Here is an 18055-nt window from a genome sequence, read left to right as displayed (position 1 = left end):
CTTCGCCCCCGCCGTCCGCCGTTTGTGAGCGTTCTGTTACCTCGGCAACCGGAACCAGGGCCGTCACCTCTACCTGTGCATGAAGGGCACGAAGGAGCGTCGCCGGTTCATCGACTACCCACGCCGGGGACGGGAGGGTCCGCGCCGCTGGCTGCCGTCATGGCGCCAGTGGCTCGGCACCCTCTCGCTCGGCATCATCGGCCTGGCCGGGCTGTTCGCCGTGGTCTACGCGAACGTCGACATCCCGAACGAGAATGAGCTGGCGGGCAAGGAGGCCACCGTCTATTACTGGGCGGACGGCAGCCAGATGGTGAGCGTGGGCGCCGTCAACCGGCAGAACGTCACCCTCGACAAGGTTCCCGACTCCGTCGAGAATTCCGTGATCGCGGCGGAGAACGCCACCTTCTACACCGACGCCGGTGTCTCCCTCCAGGGCATCGGCCGTGCCCTGGTCAACATGGTCTCCGGCGAGGAGACCCAGGGCGGCTCCACCATCACCCAGCAGTATGTGAAGAACACCTATCTCTCGCAGGACCAGACGGTCACCCGCAAGATGCGGGAATTCATCATCTCGCTGAAGGTGAGCAACCAGAAGCCCAAGCAGGAGATTCTGCGCGGCTACCTCAACACCAGCTGGTTCGGCCGTGGTTCGTACGGCATCCAGGCCGCCGCCCACGCGTATTACGGCATTGACGCCAAGGAACTGAATCCCAGCCAGGGCGCCATGCTGGCGGCCTTGTTGAAGGGCTCGGAGCAGTACGACCCCGGACTGAGCGAGGCCAATCACGCGCGGGCCGTGGCACGGTGGAAGTGGATACTCGACCGGCAGGTCTCCACCGGGAAGATGAGCGAGAAGGAGCGGGCGAAGTACGACACCTTCCCCGAGCCCCGGGGGCTGACGAAGCCCACCAGCCAGGCCGGCCAGACCGGCTATCTCGTCGATGTCGCCAACAAGTTCATCAAGGCCGACACCGGACTGACCGACAAGGACCTCGCGCGCGGCGGCTACCGCATTCACACCACCTTCGACAAACAGCGCACCCACCGGCTGGAAAAGGCCGTGAAGGACGTCCGCCGGGAGAACATCGATCCGCAGCAGCGGGCGGCCGACAATTATGTGGAGGTCGGCGCGGCCTCCGTGCGCCCCAAGGACGGGGCGATCGTCGCGCTCTACGGCGGCGCGGACGCCACCCGGCACTTCAGCAACAACGCGGACACCACCGCGGTCCCGGCCGGCTCCGCCTTCAAACCGTTCGTGCTGGCGGCCGCACTCCAGCGGCCGGACGGCGCACCGGCGGACGCCACGGCGCAGCCGGTGGTGGATCAGAAGACCGCCGTGCCGGATCTGAGCAGCGCGCTGATGAAGGCCGAGAGCCCGCCGTTCGTGCAGGCCGGGCAGCGCATCGGGCTGGAGCGGATCCGGGACCTCGCGGTGGCCGCGGGGCTGCGCAAGGAGAGCATGGCCCGCCTGGAGCAGACCTTCCCGCTGGGCACCTCCGCCCCCAGCGCGATACGGATGGCGAGCGCCTACACCACCTTCGCCAACGGCGGGCTGCACACCGACCCGTACGCGGTGTCCGAGATGACCCACGACGGCCAGAAGGTACCCGGCATCCACCGTCGCGAGCCCGAGCAGGTCCTCGATGCCGGGGTCGCCCAGCAGGTGTCCAGCGCCCTGGAAGGGGTGGGCTGGCGGAGCCTGGTGCAGGACGGCGGGACGGCCCAGCAGCCGGTCGCGGCCGGCCGCACGGAGCGGGGTGACCGGATGAAGTCGGCCTGGTTCATCGGCAGCCCGGCGGGCGTCGGCCCGGACTTCGGTCCCGGACCGGAGAAGTGGGGCGGTGTCCGCCCCGGCCGTGTGCCCGGTGCCGTCGACGACAACGAGCCGACCACCGCCGTCACCATGTTCCGCAACAAGCCGGGAGCGCCCGAGCTGCTGCCGATGCAGGGCGTCGGCGGTGAGGACACCGGGCTGGGGACGAGCATCCCGCCGAAGATCTGGCGCGCCTACCAGCAGGCGCCATGAGCGAGCGGGGCCGTCCGGCCGCCGGGCCGGGCGCCCCGCTCCGCCCGCGTCAGTCGTTGGCGACGACGGGGTAGCGCGGCTCCAGCTCGGCCATCTGCTTCAGCGCGTCCTTGCGGTCCCGCTTGCTGAGCCGGTCGATGTAGAGGTAGCCGTAGAGGTGATCGGTCTCGTGCTGGAGGCAGCGCGCGAAGTAGCCCGTGCCCTCGATCGCGACCGGCTCGCCCTTGGCGTCCTGGCCGCGGACCACGGCGTAGTCGGGGCGGGCCAGCGAGGCGTAGGCGCCGGGCACCGACAGACAGCCCTCGTTGGAGTCGTCCAGGATCCGGCGCTCGGCCGGCAGCTCGTCCAGCACCGGGTTGCAGATCGCGCCGACGTGCCGGACGCCCTGGTCGTCCAGGCAGTCGTAGACGAAGACCTTCAGGTCCACACCGATCTGGTTCGCGGCCAGGCCCACGCCCTCGGCGGTCCGCTGGCTGGCGAACATGTCGTCGATGAGCCGGTCGAGCTGGTCGTCGAACTCCGTGACGTCCTTGCACTCCTTGTGGAGCACGGGGTTGCCGACGACCGTGATCGGCCGCGAGGTGCCGCGCTCACGGTGGGCGGTCTCCCGCTCCTCGGCGTCCGTGACGTCGTCGATGAATGCTTCGTCCACGCGCTGGTCACCGTCTTGATCAAACACAGGCTGCTGGGCCATCTCCGCCGTACGCCTTCCTGAAAACCCTGAGTAGTCGCCCTACAGCCTACGGGGGCGCGGTCGGACTCTCAGCAGACCTCTTCCAGATCCCGCCATTCCCGGGTGTCCGGGCTGTCCGCGACCCAGCCGTCCAGCAGGCCGCGCACCAGGGCGGCGGGCGCCGCGATGCCGCACTCGCGCTCCGGCACCCACAGCGAGCCCGAACCGGCGGTGCGGTGTCCCAGCGGCCCGGGGTGACCGGGCTCACTGTGATCGTGCGGGTCCAGATGCTCGCCGTCGCCCTCGTCACTGGGCATCCGGCTCTCCGAGCACGTACGGCACAGCAGCCGGACCGAGGACGACCAGTCCTCGGCGGCGAAGCCCGCATCGGCCGCCAGCCGCTCCAGGGCGTCCCGGTCGGCTTCCGTGGCGGCCTCCAGGAGCACCACCCAGGTGGGGACCGGGGAGGGCGCCCACAGCTCGATCTCGTCGAAGACGGGATAGGCCCTCGTGGCACCGTCGGCGCCCGCGGCGGTGGTCCGCTCGCCGTGCGGGACGCCGTCGTGCAGCACCACCTCGCCCCAGCGCCGCCCGGAGGACGGCAGCGGGATCGACAGCACCTCGATACGGGCCGGGTCCAGCCGGCGCCCCCAGACCACCTCGGCCTCGCCCTCCGGGGAGAGCCGGACGGCGGCGCTGCCCAGGGCCATACCGAGCGGTTCGCCGGACGGCGAGCCCGTGCCGGGGACCTTGAGGCCGTAGGCCTGCCAGGAACGGCGGGCCAGCGGCCAGTCCTGCAGGGCGGTGGCGGCGATACCGACGTTCCACCAGTCGGGCGCCCCGGTCTCGCGGTCCAGCAGCGCGACCGCGCGCAGCCCGGCGGCCCTGGCCTGCTCCCAGTCGTGCCGGAACTTGTGCAGCAGGGCGAGGTTGAACCAGGACTCCGACAGCCACGGCTCCATGTCCGCGGCACGGGTCAGCAGCGCCCCCGCGTCCTCGTAACGGCCGTCGCCGATCAGCGTGAAAGCGCGGTCGGTCGCCTGCCGCCACGAGGCGGAGGGCCGGTGCCGTACCTTGCCGAAGATCCTCACGATTCCCGCCTGCTGGTTGCTCTTGATGCCGCTGAGGAGGGGTCCCGAGCGGCGTCCGGGGCCTTCTGAGGGGCCCACTCGACAACCTGCCACAGATTGCCGTCGGGCTCAGCCTGGTTTGCTGGTCCCCCTGCGGCTCCTTGCCCTTCGCCGACCCCCTGAACCCCCTGAAAGGGGCTTCCTTCGCATCCAACCATGCCCATCTCGGAGGCCGCTCATTACCCATGGGTTCCACGACCTCGGGCAGTCTGTGAAGGCTCCACGACGGGGAGGCCGCCCGCGCGCGGGCGGAAGACGGCCCCGGCAGGCCGCCGATGACCGCCGATGACCGACCACGGCCCGTTTCCGGCCACACCGCATGCGGGAGGGCGTCGCACAGGCCGGAAGACCGGACGCAGCCCCTCCGGCGGCGCCGGACACCGGCGCGACAGTCGGGCGTCTCACACCGCCCGGCCACCGCACGCCAGGACCCTGGCCAGCGCCTCGACGACCCGGGGCTCGTGGTCCTGGGCAGTGGCCAGCCGCAGCCGCTCCAGGGCGCGCAGCGAGCCGCCGGGTCCCGCGGACTCCCCGGACAGATCGTCGTAGGCGTTGACCGTGCGGACGATACGCGCCGTGACCGGTTGGTCCCGGTACGGGTCGGCCTGCCGCTCGACGATCGCCGCGACCTCCGCGGGGACCCCGGTCTGCCGGACCACGGCGCCGCCCAGCAGGGCGATCCGGCGCTGTTCGGCGGGCGGCAGCGGCGAGGTGGCGCCGTCCGGCACCGGGTCCAGGAGCGAGAGCTGGCCGATGTCGTGCATCAGGGCGGCGTATTCGAGAACGTCCAGATCCGGTTCGTTCAGCCCGAGTTCGCGCCCCACGGCGCGGCTGAGCGCGGCCACCCGGCGGGCGTGGCCGTGCGGGGTGTAGCCGGCGATCTCGGTGGAGCGGGCCAGCGAGGCCATGGTCTGGCGGTAGGTGGTGCGGACGGCCGCGAAGCGGCGGTAGGCGAACTGGGTCAGCAGCAGGGGCAGACAGAAGACCGGCAGCGCCCACAGCCCGGCGACCGCTGTGGCCAGCGAGATCACCACCCCGGTGGCACAGATCGCCGAGCCGATCCCGGGCAGCGCCCGCAACTCGTCGCGCAGCAGCGGCCCGTACGGCCAGCCGGTACGGGCGCGGGCGAGCACCGCCGCCAGCACCGCGTCGCACAGCGCGGTCAGCGCCATCAGGCCGGTCATGAAGAGCGGATAGACCGGCCCGGAGGCCACCCAGGTGCCCAACGTTCCGGTGTTGTAGAGCGGCTGGAAGCAGGTGGCGGCGAAGCCGATGGTCAGCATCCGGCGGGCGAGATGGTCCAGCGCCGGTCCCCGGCCGCGGGCGATCTGCGGGACGAGTCCGACCAGACCGGCCGCCAGGACCACGGCGACGGTCTGCGGTACGCCATGGGTCGTCGGCCGCCCGCCGGCCTCACCGAGCAGGGCGTACGCGAGCGCGCCGGCCGCACCGAGCGGTGCGCCCTCCCGTTCGCCCGGCGCGCGCCCGCCCCCGGCCGCCGGTGCGGGGCCCCAGCCCACCAGCTCGCCCACCGCGATCAGCACCCCGAAGGCCAGCGCGATCCCGGGCTCGGCCAGGCCCTCCCAGAGCGTTTGCCCGAGCGACCAGCACGCCAGCGCACCGGCCGGGGCGTAGACCGCGGCGATCACGGCGCCGCCCCGGGTGGCCGGCACCCCGGCGCGCGGAGGACGGGTGGCGCGGCCGTCCGCCGTCCGGCTCCCGGGCGGCCGGGCCGGCCGGGGCTCCTCCGGGACGCCGCTCACCGCGCACCGTCCCGCCCGGCTCCTTCGGGCCGCAACCCGGGCCGCGGCGCCGGGTGCTGCCCGCCGGCGGCCGGCTCCCCGGCCCCCTGCACCGTGACGGCGCCCTGCCGTGCGACGCCGCCCTGCCCCTCGCGCACCGCGCCGGCCTCCGCGTCCGCCGCCGTCACCAGGTCCGGGTGCCACCCGTACCGGTCGAGCGACGCCGCCAGCGCCCGGACCATCCGCGCGTCGAACTGCTCCCCGGCACATTTGCGCAGCTCCTCCACGGCCGCCGGCACCGGCCTGGCCCGGCGGTAGGAGCGGGTCGAGGTCATCGCGTCGAAGGCATCGGCGACGGCCACCACCCGTGCGCATTCCGGGATGTGACGGCCCCTCAGCCCGTACGGGTAGCCGCGTCCGTCCAGCCGCTCGTGGTGGTGCAGGATCGCCGCCCGCGCCTCCTCCAGGAAGCCGATACCGCGCACGATCTCGTGTCCGTACTCGGGATGCAGCTCGATGACCCGGCGCTCCTCGGGCGTCAGCGGCCCGTCCTTGCGCAACAGCCGGGTGGGGACGCCGAGTTTGCCGACGTCGTGCAGGATGCCGGCGAACCGCAGCACCTCCACCCGGTCCTCCGCCATGCCCAGCTCCCGGGCGATCATCACCGACGCACGCCCGACCCGCTCGCTGTGCCCGCGGGTGTAGCGGTCCTTGATGTCCACGGCCTGCACGAGGGCACGGATGGTGGCCTGATGGGCGGTGCGTTCACGGTGGTACTGGGCGAAGACCCAGCACGAGAGGCACATCGGCAGCAGCACCAGCAGCGCCGCCACGGGCCCGTACGAGCTGCTCCACAGGACCGCCATCATCAGCCCGGCCAGGCCGTGCACCAGATGCGGCCCCAGCGAACGGGTCAGCGCCCCGCGCCAGGCGGTGCGCAGCGGGTGCCGCTCGGCGGCGACCAGCACACCGCCGTCGAGCACCGCGAGCACCGCGCAGAAGGTCGCGGCGGCGGCCGCGGCCGGCAGCAGCAGAACGGGGAACTGCGGTGCGGACAGCGGATGGTGGCCGATGGCCCGGAAGACCTGGGCGGCCGCGCAGCAGGCCAGCGCCAGCTCGGCGGCGTGCCAGAGCCGGCGGGCGGCGGCCGAGCGCGCCTCGGCCGGCCCGGTCAGCGCGCCGGGGACGGCGGCCAGCGCGGCCAGCGGCGGCGGCAGCAGAAAGACCCCGGCGAGCAGGACGGGGCTGGCCCAGCCGGTGACGGAGCCGCCGGACGCTCCGGCGGAACCCGGGCCGTAGGGCACCCGGCCGCCCAGCAGCGGGCAGCGGTGCAGCTGTTCGCACAGTGCGTACAGGGTGGCCAGGGCCAGGGTGCTGCTCCAGGGGGCGCCGGCTCCGAGCCGTGACGCCGGGGCGGCACACAGCGCCGCGGCCAGTGTGGCGCAGCCGATATACCCTCGCGCGGCCGCCGGAAGTCCCCGCATCGCGCCCTCCTCACCATGCCCACCGCTCTCCCCCACGCCCTTGAGGAGCAGAGAGACCCCGTCGCCCTGCCTCCGCAGTGCGCTGGGGTCCGGTGAGAATAGAGGGGCTGGGGCACCGGGGAAGGTGCATCAGCGGATCGGGCGGGACGAATCGCCCCGCCCCTCACCCCTTAGGGTGATGTGCCGCCTTATTCGGCCCGCGCGGTTTCGGTCCGTGCATCGGTGGAACCGGTCGCCTCGGCCGGACCGGTCCCCTCCTCGGATGCGGCCGCCTGCTCGCGCTGGGCCTGTTCCTTCTTGGCCTGTTCGAGCACGCTCACCTCGGGCACGGTCTCCCCGGCCCGGATGAGGTCGATCCGGCCCATGACCTTGGAGCGCAGATCGCTGGGCACGTCGTCATGGCCGCAGCAGCGCTTGACGAGCTTCTTGACCGCCTGCTCCAGGCCGTACTTCTCCAGGCACGGCGAGCACTCGTCGAGATGCACCTGGAAATCTGCGCACTCCCCCGCGGGCATCTCCCGGTCGAGATACTCATAGAGATGATCAAGGACCTCTGAGCAGTCCTTCTCATGCGGCTCTCCGCAGCTCATGATCCCGAGCCTTTCCGGTCGTGCGACTCCGACGTACGCGCGGACTGCGGGTCCGCGGCCGCCGCCCCCGCCGGAACCAGCCCGCGCTCGCGGGCGTAATCCTCCAGCATGCCGCGCAGTTGGCGCCGGCCGCGATGCAGACGGGACATCACCGTGCCGATGGGTGTCCCCATGATGTCTGCGATCTCCTTGTACGCAAAGCCCTCCACATCCGCGAGGTAGACCGCGATACGGAACTCCTCGGGGATTTCCTGGAGCGCGGCCTTCACGTCCGAGTCGGGGAGATGGTCGAGCGCCTGGGACTCGGCCGAGCGCAGCCCGGTCGACATGTGCGACTCGGCGCGCGCCAGCTGCCAGTCCTCGATCTCCTCGGCGGCACTGCGCTGGGGCTCGCGCTGCTTCTTGCGGTAGGAGTTGATGAAGGTGTTCGTGAGGATGCGGTACAGCCACGCCTTGAGGTTGGTGCCCTCCCGGAACTGGTGGAAGGACGCATACGCCTTGGCGTACGTCTCCTGCACCAGGTCCTCCGCGTCGGCCGGGTTGCGCGTCATGCGCAGCGCGGCGGAGTACATCTGGTCCAGGAACGTCAGCGCGTCCCGCTCGAAGCGCGCATTGCGCTCGGCGGCGCTCTCCTGAGCCTTCTCCTCAGCCGTGCCGTCGGTCCCTGCGTCGGTACCGGTGACCGGACCCACCTCCTCCAACCCCGTCATGGATCCGGATGCGGACCCACTCGATTCGGAGAATAGACGACGATCCGGTGCCGCCGCCGCTCCAGCCAGGGCGGGCTGCGTCACCTGCATCTGCGACCACGGCAGGTCGGCGGCCGGGCGGGCCGGGCAAGCGATTCCCATGCGGCGGACTCCCATTCCTCGTGCTTCACCGGACGTACTCGAGTACTACGCCTGGCACAACAGCCACGTCCGCCGGGGCATTCCCGAGTCCGCCGCCAAGATCCGAGTGCCGGACCCGCACCCGGACCGGCAAACCCGCTTGCCGCTGCGGCAAGGGGACGGGAGGGTCAGCCGAACATCCCGTCCAGCCAGGCCGCCACCGCGTCCGTGATCACGGCCATCGACTCCGTCTCGCCCACGCCCGCCTTCTTCGGCACCGCGAAGCCGTGGTCACCGTGCGCCACCTCGGTGATCTCCGTCCCCGGCGGGAACTCCCCCGGCCGGCCGAACGGATCCCGGCCGCCCTGGACGACCAGCGTCGGCACCCCGGCGCCGGTCAGCTCGTCGGCCCGGGACTTCTCCGGCCGGCCCGGCGGATGCAGCGGAAAGCTGAGCGCGAGTACCGCATGGGCGCCCAGGTCCCGCGCCGTACGGCAGGCCACCCGGGCACCGGCACTGCGGCCGCCGGCGACCACCGGCAGCCCCGGCTTCTCCAGCGCCGGCCACAGCGCGGTCCAGCCGGTGTCCAGGGTCTTCGGCGCGGGCGCCAGCTTCTTGCCCGCCACCCGCCACGGCTGCTCGACCAGCGCCACGGTGTACCCACGGGCCGGCAGCGCGGCCGCCAGGGCCCGCAGATCGCGTGCCTCGATGCCCCCGCCGGCGCCATGGCTCACGGCCACCACGGCCCGCGCCGGGGTGGCGTCGCGGTGCCAGGTGATCCGGGCGTCGCCCGCCGGTGTCGCGACCGTCTCGGTCTCCATCGCCCCTGTGCTCATACGCCCATCCTGCCCCTGCCGCGGCCGGAAGGTCACCGCAGCACGCCAGACGGCGCCCGGGGCCCGGCCGGCGGCGGCACCGCGCGCCCGCCGCGGGTCAGAACAGCGTGCCCACCTCGGGGCCGTCGAGCTCGGCGACCAGCTCGGGCCCGTTGTTGCGGACGTTGCTGACACCGGTCGGGACGGGATGGGCGCGCATCAGGCCGGCCGGCGGCGGCGTCAGCAGCTCACGCACCTCGTCGGGGTCGGTGCGGTCCGGGTCGAGCCAGGCGTCCCAGCGGTCCGGTGTCAGTACCAGCGGCATCCGGGGGTGGATGTCGGCCAGGGACTGCGGCCCCGGGCCGCCGCTCGCCCCGGCCAGCGGGGTGGTCTCGGCCTCCGTGGTGACGACCGTGCAGGTCACCCACCAGGCCAGCGGATGGTCGCCCGGCAGCGTCCGGTCCCGCCAGAATTCGTACAGCCCGGCCATCGCCATGACCGTGCCGTCGGCGGGCGTGACGAAGTACGGCTGCTTACGGGGCCGCTTCTTCTTGCCCTGCTCCTCCAGCTGCCGCTCCGCTGCGTCGGTGACCCACTCGAAATACCCGTCACCGGGGAGCAGGCAGCGGCGGGTCGCGAAGGCCTGCCGGAAGGACGGCTTCTCGTGCACCGTCTCGGCCCGCGCATTGATCATCTTTGCCGCGGCCTCGGGTGATTTCGACCACGACGGGACCAGGCCCCACTTCAGCGTCCGCAGCTGGCGCGCCGGCCTGCCCGGCGGGAAGCCGTCCGCCGCCGCGCCCTTGAGGGGACGTTCGAGCACCGCGTGCACCGGGGCCGTCGGAGCAACGTTCCAACTGGGCGCCAGGGTCTCCGTCGGCTCCCACTGCTGAACGCCGAAGATCCCCACCAGTTCCTCGGGCCGTCGACTCGCCGCATACCTACCGCACATGCATGCCACACTGCCATGCCACACGAAGGGGAGACATGGACACCGACCACCTCACCGACATATGGAGCCGGGTCTTCGGGACCCAGCCCGCCCCGTCGCTCTGGCTGGTGATCGTCACGGCGGTGCTCGCGCTGGGCGCCGTCGTCCCGCACACCGCCTGGCGGCTGGCGCGCAACGCCATCACCATCGCCCACGAGGGCGGGCACGGACTGATCGCCCTGCTCACCGGCCGCCGCCTGGACGGCATCCGGCTGCACTCGGACACCTCGGGGCTGACCGTTTCGCGTGGCAAGCCGACCGGTCTGGGCATGGTCCTGACCGCCGCGGCCGGCTACATCGCACCGTCCCTGCTCGGCCTGGCGGGCGCCGCCCTGCTCGCCGCGGGGCACATCACGGCGCTGCTGTGGGGCGCGACCGCGCTGCTGCTGGCGCTGCTGGTCATGATCCGTAACGCCTACGGCGTACTCACCGTCGTCCTGACCGGCGCCGCGTTCGTGCTGGTCTCCTGGCTGACGACGGCGGATGTCCAGGCGGCGTTCGCCTATGCCGTGGTGTGGTTCCTGCTGCTGGGCGGGGTCCGGCCGCCGTTCGAGCTGATGGGCAAGCGGCGTCGCGGGGGAGCCGTGGACTCCGATCCGGACCAGCTGGCGCGCCTGACCCATGTTCCGCCGGCCCTCTGGCTCGGCCTGTTCCATGTGGTGACGCTGTGCTCCCTGATCGGCGGCGGGCGCTGGCTGCTCGGCCTGTGACGCCAACCGCCCCGGGCCGGCGGCCGGTTCCCGTACCGCCACGCCCAGGGGCGCCCACCGCATCCCCGCCCCCGGCACGGGAGCGCACTGCCCGTGCCATGTTCCGGAGGGGTTGCGCCACTTTTGATCAAGATCGGCACCCTGGGCCAGCCATTAAAGTAAGGGCATGACCGAGAGCCCCGCACACCCCGCCCCATGGCCCGCCCCCCTCGCCGCCGGGGCCGTCGATGCCACCGTCACCGTGCCCGGCTCCAAATCGGTCACCAACCGCGGCCTGGTCCTGGCCGCCCTCTCCTCCGAGCCCGGCTGGCTGCGCCGGCCGCTGCGCTCCCGTGACACCCTCCTGATGGCCGAGGCGCTGCGCACCCTGGGCGTCGGCATCGAGGAGACGGCCTCCTCCAGTTCCGCCGGCTCCGCGGACTCCGCCGGGCAGCCCGGCGGCGGCGAGGCCTGGCGGATCATCCCGGCAGGCCTGCACGGCCCGGCCACCATCGACGTCGGCAACGCCGGCACGGTCATGCGCTTCCTCCCCCCGGTCGCCGCGCTCGCCGACGGCCCGATCCGCTTCGACGGCGACCCGCGCTCCTACGAGCGTCCGCTCGGCGGCGTGATCGACGCGCTGCGCGCCCTGGGGGCCCGGATCGACGACGACAACCGCGGCGCGCTGCCGATGACGGTCTTCGGCAGCGGCGCGCTGGACGGCGGCCCGGTCGAGATCGACGCGTCCTCGTCCTCCCAGTTCGTCAGCGCCCTTCTGCTGTCCGCGCCGCGCTTCAACCAGGGCGTCGAGGTCCGGCACGTAGGCGCGGCGCTGCCCTCCATGCCGCACATCCGGATGACCGTCGACATGCTGCGCAGCGTCGGCGCGCAGGTGGACACCCCGGAGGCGGGCGGCGAGCCGAACGTCTGGCGGGTCACCCCGGGCGCCCTGCTCGGCCGCGATCTGGTCGTCGAGCCCGATCTGTCCAACGCCCAGCCGTTCCTGGCCGCGGCGCTGGTCACCGGCGGCCGGGTCACCATCCCGGACTGGCCCGAGCACACCACCCAGCCCGGCGACGCGCTGCGCGAGATCTTCACCACCATGGGCGGTTCCTGCGAGCTGACCGAACGCGGGCTGACCTTCACCGGCAGCGGCCGTATCCACGGCATCGACGTCGACCTGAGCGAGGTCGGCGAGCTGACACCGGGCATCGCCGCGGTCGCCGCCCTGGCCGACTCCCCCTCCACACTGCGCGGCGTGGCCCACCTGCGGCTGCACGAGACCGACCGGCTGGCCGCGCTCACCAAGGAGCTCAACGAACTCGGCGGCGATGTCACCGAGACCGCGGACGGGCTGCACATCCGGCCCCGCCCGCTGCACGGCGGGATCTTCCACACCTACGAGGACCACCGGCTGGCCACCGCCGCTGCGGTCATCGGCCTGGCGGTCGACGGTGTGGAGGTGGAGAACGTCGCCACCACCGCCAAGACCCTGCCCGACTTCCCCGCGATGTGGACGGACATGCTCGACCCGGCGGCCGTCCCCGCCCGGAGAGTCTGAGGGGTACCGCCGCCATGCGCCGCTACGGCAAGAACCCCGACGAGGACGACATCCGCGTCCGTCCCAACCCCAAGGGCAACCGCCCCCGGACGAACATCCGGCCCAAGCACGAGGACGCCGGTGAGGGCCTGGTTCTGACCGTCGACCGCGGCCGTCTGACCTGCCTCATCGAGGGCCGTACGGTCACCGCGATGAAGGCGCGCGAACTGGGCCGCAAGAGCGCGGTGGTCGGCGACCGGGTCGCCGTCGTCGGCGATCTGACCGGCTCCAAGGACACCCTCGCCCGGATCGTCCGGGTCGAGCCGCGTTCCTCGACACTGCGCCGTACGGCCGACGATGACGACCCGTTCGAGCGGGTCGTGGTCGCCAACGCCGATCAGCTCGCGATCGTCACCGCGCTCGCCGACCCGGAGCCGCGCCCCCGGCTCATCGACCGCTGTCTGGTGGCCGCCTACGACGCGGGCCTCGACCCGCTGCTGGTGCTCACCAAGTCCGACCTGGCCTCCGCGGACACTTTGTTGGAGTCCTACGGTGCGCTCGGTGTCCCCTACCTCGTCACCAACCGCGACGAACTCTCCGACGGCAGCGCCGCCGACCGGGTCAGGGCCGCGCTGACGGGCCGTATGACGGCGTTCGTCGGACACTCCGGGGTGGGCAAGACCACCCTGGTCAACTCCCTGGTCCCGGAGCGCCGTCGGGCCATCGGCCATGTCAACGCGGTCACCGGCCGCGGGCGGCACACCACCACCTCCGCGCTGGCGCTCCCGCTGCCCGACGACTCGGGCTGGGTCATCGACACCCCGGGCGTACGGTCCTTCGGGCTGCACCATGTCGACCCGTCCCGGGTCATCAACGCCTTCCCGGATCTGCAGCCCGGCACCGCCGGCTGCCCGCGTGCCTGTAGCCACGACGAACCGGACTGTGCGCTGGACGCATGGGTCGCCGACGGGCACGCCGATCCGGCCCGTCTCTACTCCCTGCGCCGTCTCCTGGCCACCCGCGAGCGACGCGAGGGCGACTGACCTCCGAAGTTTGCTGACGCCCGTCCGAGGTGAAGGCATAATCACACCAAGCCCGGCGTAGTGGTCAACCAGGCCCCGATCGCCCAGGACGGGGCCGGAACGAGTGATTTTGACGTCCCGTCGATGCTCACGTAAGACCGGCCCCAGCTGACGGAGGCAATGGGACATGGCGTGGCTGCTCGTCGTGGTGGCGGGGATCCTGGAGACCGGCTTCGCGGTCTGCCTCAAGCTTTCGCACGGCTTCACCCGCCTCTTTCCCACCATCGCCTTCGCGGCCTTCGCCCTCGGCAGCTTCGGTCTGCTGACGCTGGCACTGCGCAAGCTCGACGTCGGCCCGGCGTACGCGGTGTGGACCGGCATCGGCGCGGCCGGTACGGCGATCTACGGCATGGTCTTCCTCGGCGATGTGGTCTCCACCCTGAAGATCGTCTCCATCACCATGGTCATCGTCGGAGTGGTCGGGCTACAGCTGTCGGGCTCGGCGCACTGATCCCGAGGCCGCTTGTCCGCACAGCGCCCGGTGCAGGCCCCGGTGCCCGTGCGGCCCGTCAACTTCTGCGGACAGCGCGCCACCCCCAGGGCCCACGGCCGTGACACCCCGTCATCCACGGTCGGCCGGCGGCACACCGACCGGCATCCGGGCGAAGGCCCCCCGTACGAGCCGGGACACCGCCTCCGTCTCCAGCTCCCGCCGCGCACGCTGTGCCGGTATGCGGCCCGGCGCCGGCGCCGTACCGGGAGTCGGCGGGGCCACCACGCAGGCCAGGGTCAGCCGCGCCGCGGTCTCGCAGGCGCTCCCCAGGGCCGGCAGCTCCTCAGCGGGCCAGTCGGGCTCCAGCGCCGCGACCGCGTGGTCGCAGAACCTGCCGACGAGCTCCGCGGGGCCCGGCAGCGGCCCCTCCACGGACGCCGCGGCACGCTGCGCGGGGGCGCCGGGCCGGGCGGCCGGTAGCGGCACGGCGTCGTCGGGCGCCGGCGCAGGGGTCGGCAGCCGGTCGCCCCAGCAGCCGGTCAAAGCGGCTCTGACCAGGGGATTGGCGCGGGCGGTGCGCAGCGTCCAGGCGGCCGCGGCCACCACCCGGCCCGCGGCGTCGCCCCGCGTTCCGGCGGCCGAGGCTCCCCGGGCCAGCGCCCGTGCGACTCCGGCGAGGTAGTTCTCGGTCTCCCGGCGGACCAGGGCGCGGGCCAGCCCTTCCTTGCTGCCGAACTCGTTGTAGAGGGTCTGCCGGGAGACCCCGGCGGCGGCCGCGACATCGACCATCCGTACGGCCGCCCAGGGCCGGTTCATCAGCGCCGTGTAGGCGGCATCGAGCAGGGATTCACGCGCTGCGGGCATCCGTCGCCTCCCCGGCCGCCGGCCCAGGTGGCCGGTGTGCGCACAGAATTGACGCGGCGCCAGATGCTGTCAAGGGTCGTCGCAGCACCCGCTCACCGGCAGGGCCCGGGGCCGTCACACGCCCGGCGGCGCATGGTCGTGTGGCTCCTGCGTATACCAATCGATACTGTTCGCACATGCCCGACTATCACGATGATCTTCGCCTCGGCCATGTCCTCGCGGACGCCGCGGACGCCGCCACCATGGAGCGCTTCAAGGCCCTCGACCTCAAGGTCGAGACCAAACCGGACATGACACCGGTGAGCGAGGCGGACAAGGCCGCCGAGGAGCTCATCCGCGGCCAGCTCCAGCGGGCCCGGCCACGCGATGCGGTGCTCGGCGAGGAGTTCGGCAGCGAGGGCGCGGGCCCGCGTCGCTGGATCATCGACCCGATCGACGGCACGAAGAACTACGTCCGCGGGGTGCCGGTCTGGGCGACGCTGATCGCGCTGATGGAGCGCGGCGAGGGCGGTGACCGCCCGGTGGTCGGCATCGTCTCCGCACCGGCGCTCCACCGCCGCTGGTGGGCCGCCGACGGCCTGGGGGCCTTCACCGGCCGCAGTCTGACCTCCGCGACCCGGCTGCAGGTCTCGAAGGTCGGCCGCATCCAGGACGCCTCGTTCGCCTACTCCTCGCTGACCGGCTGGGAGGAGCGCGACAAGCTGCCCAGCTTCCTCGACCTGAGCCGGGACTGCTGGCGCACCCGGGCCTATGGCGACTTCTGGCCGTACATGATGATCGCCGAGGGTTCGGTGGACATCTGCGCGGAGCCGGAGCTCTCGCTGTGGGACATGGCGGCCTGTGCGGTGGTCGTGAAGGAGGCCGGCGGACAGTTCACCGGCCTGGACGGAAAGCCGGGCCCGCACAGCGGCAACGCCGCGGCCTCCAACGGTCTGCTGCACGAGGATCTGCTGAGTTACCTCGGCGACTCCGCCCGCTGACCTGCGGCAGGGCGGGACATTCGGACACCCGTCCCGCACTTGCCCCTTGTTGCATCGGCACAGGCATGTGAACATGAGAATCCCCCACTTTGTGAACTTGTGAATCCCTTCGCAAGCACATTCACCAAGGAGGTGGCTCCACTCCATGCCCATGCACGTCAAAGACGCCATGAGCACGGTGGTCCTCACCATCGGGCCCGCTCACACCCTCCGTCAGGCGGCGCAGCTGATGGCGGCCCGCCGCATCGGCGCGGCCGTGGTCCTCGACAACGACAACAGCGGCATCGGCATCCTCACCGAGCGCGACATCCTCAATTCCCTCGGCGCGGGCGAGAACCCCGACCGGGAGACCGCCCAGACCCACACCACCTCGGACGTGGTCTTCGCCGCTCCGGACTGGACCCTGGACGATGCCGCGGACGCCATGGTGCGCGGCGGCTTCCGCCATCTGATCGTGCTCGACGGCCATGAACCGGTCGGGGTGGTATCCGTACGCGACATCATCCGCTGCCGGTCGGCCGCCACGGAGCGGGCCCGCGCCGTACCCGCCTGAGCCGCGAACGGCCCTGCGGCCGGACGCACGAAGAGGCCGGAGCCCACTGGCGTCCGGCCTCTTCGTTTATTACGGCAAGCGGCAATCGAGCAACCCCCACGGCGCGCAACCACCTCCGCGAGAGCGGCGGCGGCTCAGCCGCAAAAAGGGTCAGCCGCGCAGGGCCTGGACCGCGGCTTCCAGCCGCTTGCCGTAGTCAGCGTCCGCCTTGCGGAAGTTCTCGATCGCCCGCTGGGCGATGTCGTCGCGGGAGACCTGGGAGATGAAGCCCGCCAGGTTGTCGATCAGGCGCTCCTTCTCGTCGTCCGACATCAGGCGGTAGAGGGTGCCGGCCTGGACGAAGTCGTCGTCCTCGGCATGCGAGGGCGCCTCCTGCTCACCGGTGGGACCGCTCACGGCAACCGGCTGCCACAGGGCACGGCCGGTCTCGGCCGGGCCGCCGAAGCTGTTGGGCTCGTAGTTCTTCCGGCCCGCGTGCCGGCCGTCGTACAGCGCGCCGTCCCGGCCGTGGCTGCGCGCCTCCGTGGCGTGCGGGCGGTTCACCGGGAGGTGGTCGGCGTTGATGCCGACGCGGTAGCGGTGCGCGTCGCCGTACGCGAAGAGACGGCCCTGGAGCATCTTGTCGGGGGACGGACCGATGCCCGGCACGAAGTGGTGCGGGGAGAAGATCGACTGCTCGACCTCGGCGAAGATGTTCTCGGGGTTGCGGTTGAGCTCCAGCTTGCCGATCTCGATCGGCGGGTAGTCCTCGTGCGGCCAGACCTTGGTCAGGTCGAACGGGTTGAAGCGGTAGCCGGCCGCGTCGGCCGCGGGCATGATCTGCACCTGGACGGTCCAGCTCGGGAAGTCGCCCCGCTCGATGGACTCGCGCAGATCGCGCTGGTGGCTGTCCGGGTCGAGGCCGGAGGTCTCGGCGGCCTCGGAGGTCGTGAGGTTCTTGATGCCCTGGTCGGTCTTGAAGTGGTACTTGACCCAGAAGACCTCACCGGCGGCGTTGTTCCACTGGAAGGTGTGCGAGCCGTAGCCGTTCATGTGGCGGTAGGAGGCGGGGATGCCGCGGTCGCCGAACAGCCAGGTGACCTGGTGCGTGGACTCGGGTGAGAGGCCCCAGAAGTCCCAGACGTTGTCCGCCTCCTGCGAGCCGGTGTACGGGTCGCGCTTCTGGGTGTGGATGAAGTCGGGGAATTTGATGGCGTCCTTGATGAAGAACACCGGGGTGTTGTTGCCGACGAGGTCGTAATTGCCCTCTTCGGTGTAGAACTTCAGCGCGAAGCCGCGCGGGTCACGCACCGCGTCGGCGGAGCCGAGGTTGCCCGCGACGGTCGAGAAGCGCAGGAAGGTCTCGGTCTGCTTGCCGACCTCGGAGAGGAACGCGGCGCGGGTGTACTTGGTCACATCCGCGGTCACCGTGAAGGTGCCGTACGCACCGGCGCCACGGGCGTGCACGATCCGCTCCGGGATGCGCTCACGGTTGAAGTGCGCGAGCTTCTCGATCAGGAGCTGGTCCTGGATGAGGCCGGGCCCGCCGATGCCGGCCGTCTCGCTGTTCTGGTTGTCCCCGACCGGAGCCCCGGACTCCGTGGTCAGCGGTCCGGTGGTGCTCTCTACCGACACGTGCGCCTCCTGAAAAGTC

Annotated in this window: 17 protein-coding genes; 7 read left to right on the top strand and 10 right to left on the bottom strand. The window is 72.1% G+C overall.

What is annotated here, in order from left to right:
• The first annotated feature begins 79 nt into the window (after nucleotides 1-79).
• Entirely contained in the window at nucleotides 80-2026 is a 1947-nt protein-coding gene (locus K7C20_RS24705) for a transglycosylase domain-containing protein (RefSeq protein WP_030081764.1), read from the top strand.
• A 49-nt stretch (nucleotides 2027-2075) separates the two neighbouring features.
• On the opposite strand, the gene def is transcribed toward K7C20_RS24705, so the two are convergent.
• The 8 genes from def to K7C20_RS24665 all read right to left on the bottom strand — a co-directional run bounded on the left by def (nucleotide 2076) and on the right by K7C20_RS24665 (nucleotide 10242).
• Nucleotides 2076-2720, bottom strand: a complete 645-nt coding sequence (gene def, locus K7C20_RS24700; protein WP_030081766.1) for a peptide deformylase — start codon at nucleotides 2718-2720, stop codon at nucleotides 2076-2078.
• A gap of 68 nt (nucleotides 2721-2788) precedes the next feature.
• Nucleotides 2789-3790: a tetratricopeptide repeat protein gene (locus tag K7C20_RS24695; protein WP_053209430.1), complete on the bottom strand. Its 1002-nt coding sequence runs from the start codon at nucleotides 3788-3790 to the stop codon at nucleotides 2789-2791.
• A 440-nt stretch (nucleotides 3791-4230) separates the two neighbouring features.
• Entirely contained in the window at nucleotides 4231-5502 is a 1272-nt protein-coding gene (locus tag K7C20_RS24690; protein WP_107083425.1) for an HD-GYP domain-containing protein, read from the bottom strand.
• A gap of 86 nt (nucleotides 5503-5588) precedes the next feature.
• The gene (locus K7C20_RS24685; protein ID WP_053209412.1) at nucleotides 5589-7055 is read right to left on the bottom strand and encodes an HD-GYP domain-containing protein; all 1467 of its coding nucleotides are present in this window, start codon (nucleotides 7053-7055) and stop codon (nucleotides 5589-5591) included.
• 188 nt (nucleotides 7056-7243) lie between these two features.
• On the bottom strand, nucleotides 7244-7645 hold the full coding sequence (rsrA, locus tag K7C20_RS24680; protein ID WP_030081771.1) for a mycothiol system anti-sigma-R factor: 402 nt from the start codon (nucleotides 7643-7645) through the stop codon (nucleotides 7244-7246).
• Nucleotides 7642-8337: a sigma-70 family RNA polymerase sigma factor gene (locus tag K7C20_RS24675; RefSeq protein ID WP_030081772.1), complete on the bottom strand. Its 696-nt coding sequence runs from the start codon at nucleotides 8335-8337 to the stop codon at nucleotides 7642-7644. The genes rsrA and K7C20_RS24675 overlap by 4 nt, the downstream gene beginning before the upstream one ends.
• A 326-nt stretch (nucleotides 8338-8663) precedes the next feature.
• The gene (locus K7C20_RS24670) at nucleotides 8664-9296 is read right to left on the bottom strand and encodes an alpha/beta hydrolase family protein (RefSeq protein ID WP_053209411.1); all 633 of its coding nucleotides are present in this window, start codon (nucleotides 9294-9296) and stop codon (nucleotides 8664-8666) included.
• Between the two features lie 112 nt (nucleotides 9297-9408).
• A complete protein-coding gene (locus K7C20_RS24665) occupies nucleotides 9409-10242 on the bottom strand; it encodes an SOS response-associated peptidase (RefSeq protein ID WP_030081778.1) in 834 nt (277 codons plus the stop codon).
• A gap of 35 nt (nucleotides 10243-10277) precedes the next feature.
• On the opposite strand from K7C20_RS24665, the gene K7C20_RS24660 reads away from it, so the two are divergent.
• From K7C20_RS24660 to K7C20_RS24645, 4 genes are all read left to right on the top strand, one after another.
• The gene (locus tag K7C20_RS24660) at nucleotides 10278-10991 is read left to right on the top strand and encodes a M50 family metallopeptidase (RefSeq protein WP_030081780.1); all 714 of its coding nucleotides are present in this window, start codon (nucleotides 10278-10280) and stop codon (nucleotides 10989-10991) included.
• A gap of 166 nt (nucleotides 10992-11157) precedes the next feature.
• Nucleotides 11158-12531 (top strand): 3-phosphoshikimate 1-carboxyvinyltransferase, encoded by a 1374-nt coding sequence (gene aroA, locus K7C20_RS24655; protein WP_053209410.1) that lies wholly within the window; start codon nucleotides 11158-11160, stop codon nucleotides 12529-12531.
• A 14-nt stretch (nucleotides 12532-12545) separates the two neighbouring features.
• Nucleotides 12546-13553 (top strand): ribosome small subunit-dependent GTPase A, encoded by a 1008-nt coding sequence (gene rsgA / locus K7C20_RS24650; RefSeq protein WP_030081783.1) that lies wholly within the window; start codon nucleotides 12546-12548, stop codon nucleotides 13551-13553.
• A 166-nt stretch (nucleotides 13554-13719) separates the two neighbouring features.
• Entirely contained in the window at nucleotides 13720-14043 is a 324-nt protein-coding gene (locus K7C20_RS24645; RefSeq protein WP_030081785.1) for a DMT family transporter, read from the top strand.
• 111 nt (nucleotides 14044-14154) lie between these two features.
• Here K7C20_RS24645 and K7C20_RS24640 read toward each other — a convergent pair whose 3' ends face one another.
• Nucleotides 14155-14889 carry a TetR/AcrR family transcriptional regulator gene (locus K7C20_RS24640; protein WP_053209409.1) on the bottom strand — a complete coding sequence of 245 codons (735 nt, stop codon included), beginning with the start codon at nucleotides 14887-14889 and terminating at the stop codon, nucleotides 14155-14157.
• 176 nt (nucleotides 14890-15065) lie between these two features.
• On the opposite strand from K7C20_RS24640, the gene hisN reads away from it, so the two are divergent.
• Both hisN and K7C20_RS24630 read left to right on the top strand, forming a co-directional pair.
• Nucleotides 15066-15869: a histidinol-phosphatase gene (gene hisN, locus K7C20_RS24635; protein WP_030081787.1), complete on the top strand. Its 804-nt coding sequence runs from the start codon at nucleotides 15066-15068 to the stop codon at nucleotides 15867-15869.
• Nucleotides 15870-16020: 151 nt separating this feature from the next.
• Nucleotides 16021-16422, top strand: coding sequence for a CBS domain-containing protein (locus K7C20_RS24630; protein WP_053209428.1), 402 nt, complete (start codon nucleotides 16021-16023; stop codon nucleotides 16420-16422).
• Nucleotides 16423-16572: 150 nt separating this feature from the next.
• On the opposite strand, the gene K7C20_RS24625 is transcribed toward K7C20_RS24630, so the two are convergent.
• On the bottom strand, nucleotides 16573-18036 hold the full coding sequence (locus K7C20_RS24625) for a catalase (protein ID WP_053209408.1): 1464 nt from the start codon (nucleotides 18034-18036) through the stop codon (nucleotides 16573-16575).
• Nucleotides 18037-18055 lie beyond the last annotated feature (19 nt).

The organism is Streptomyces decoyicus, from assembly GCF_019880305.1.
Taxonomy (GTDB): domain Bacteria; phylum Actinomycetota; class Actinomycetes; order Streptomycetales; family Streptomycetaceae; genus Streptomyces; species Streptomyces decoyicus.
The sequence above is the reverse complement of the archived record's forward strand: the minus strand, read 5'-3'. Positions and strand labels throughout refer to the sequence as shown.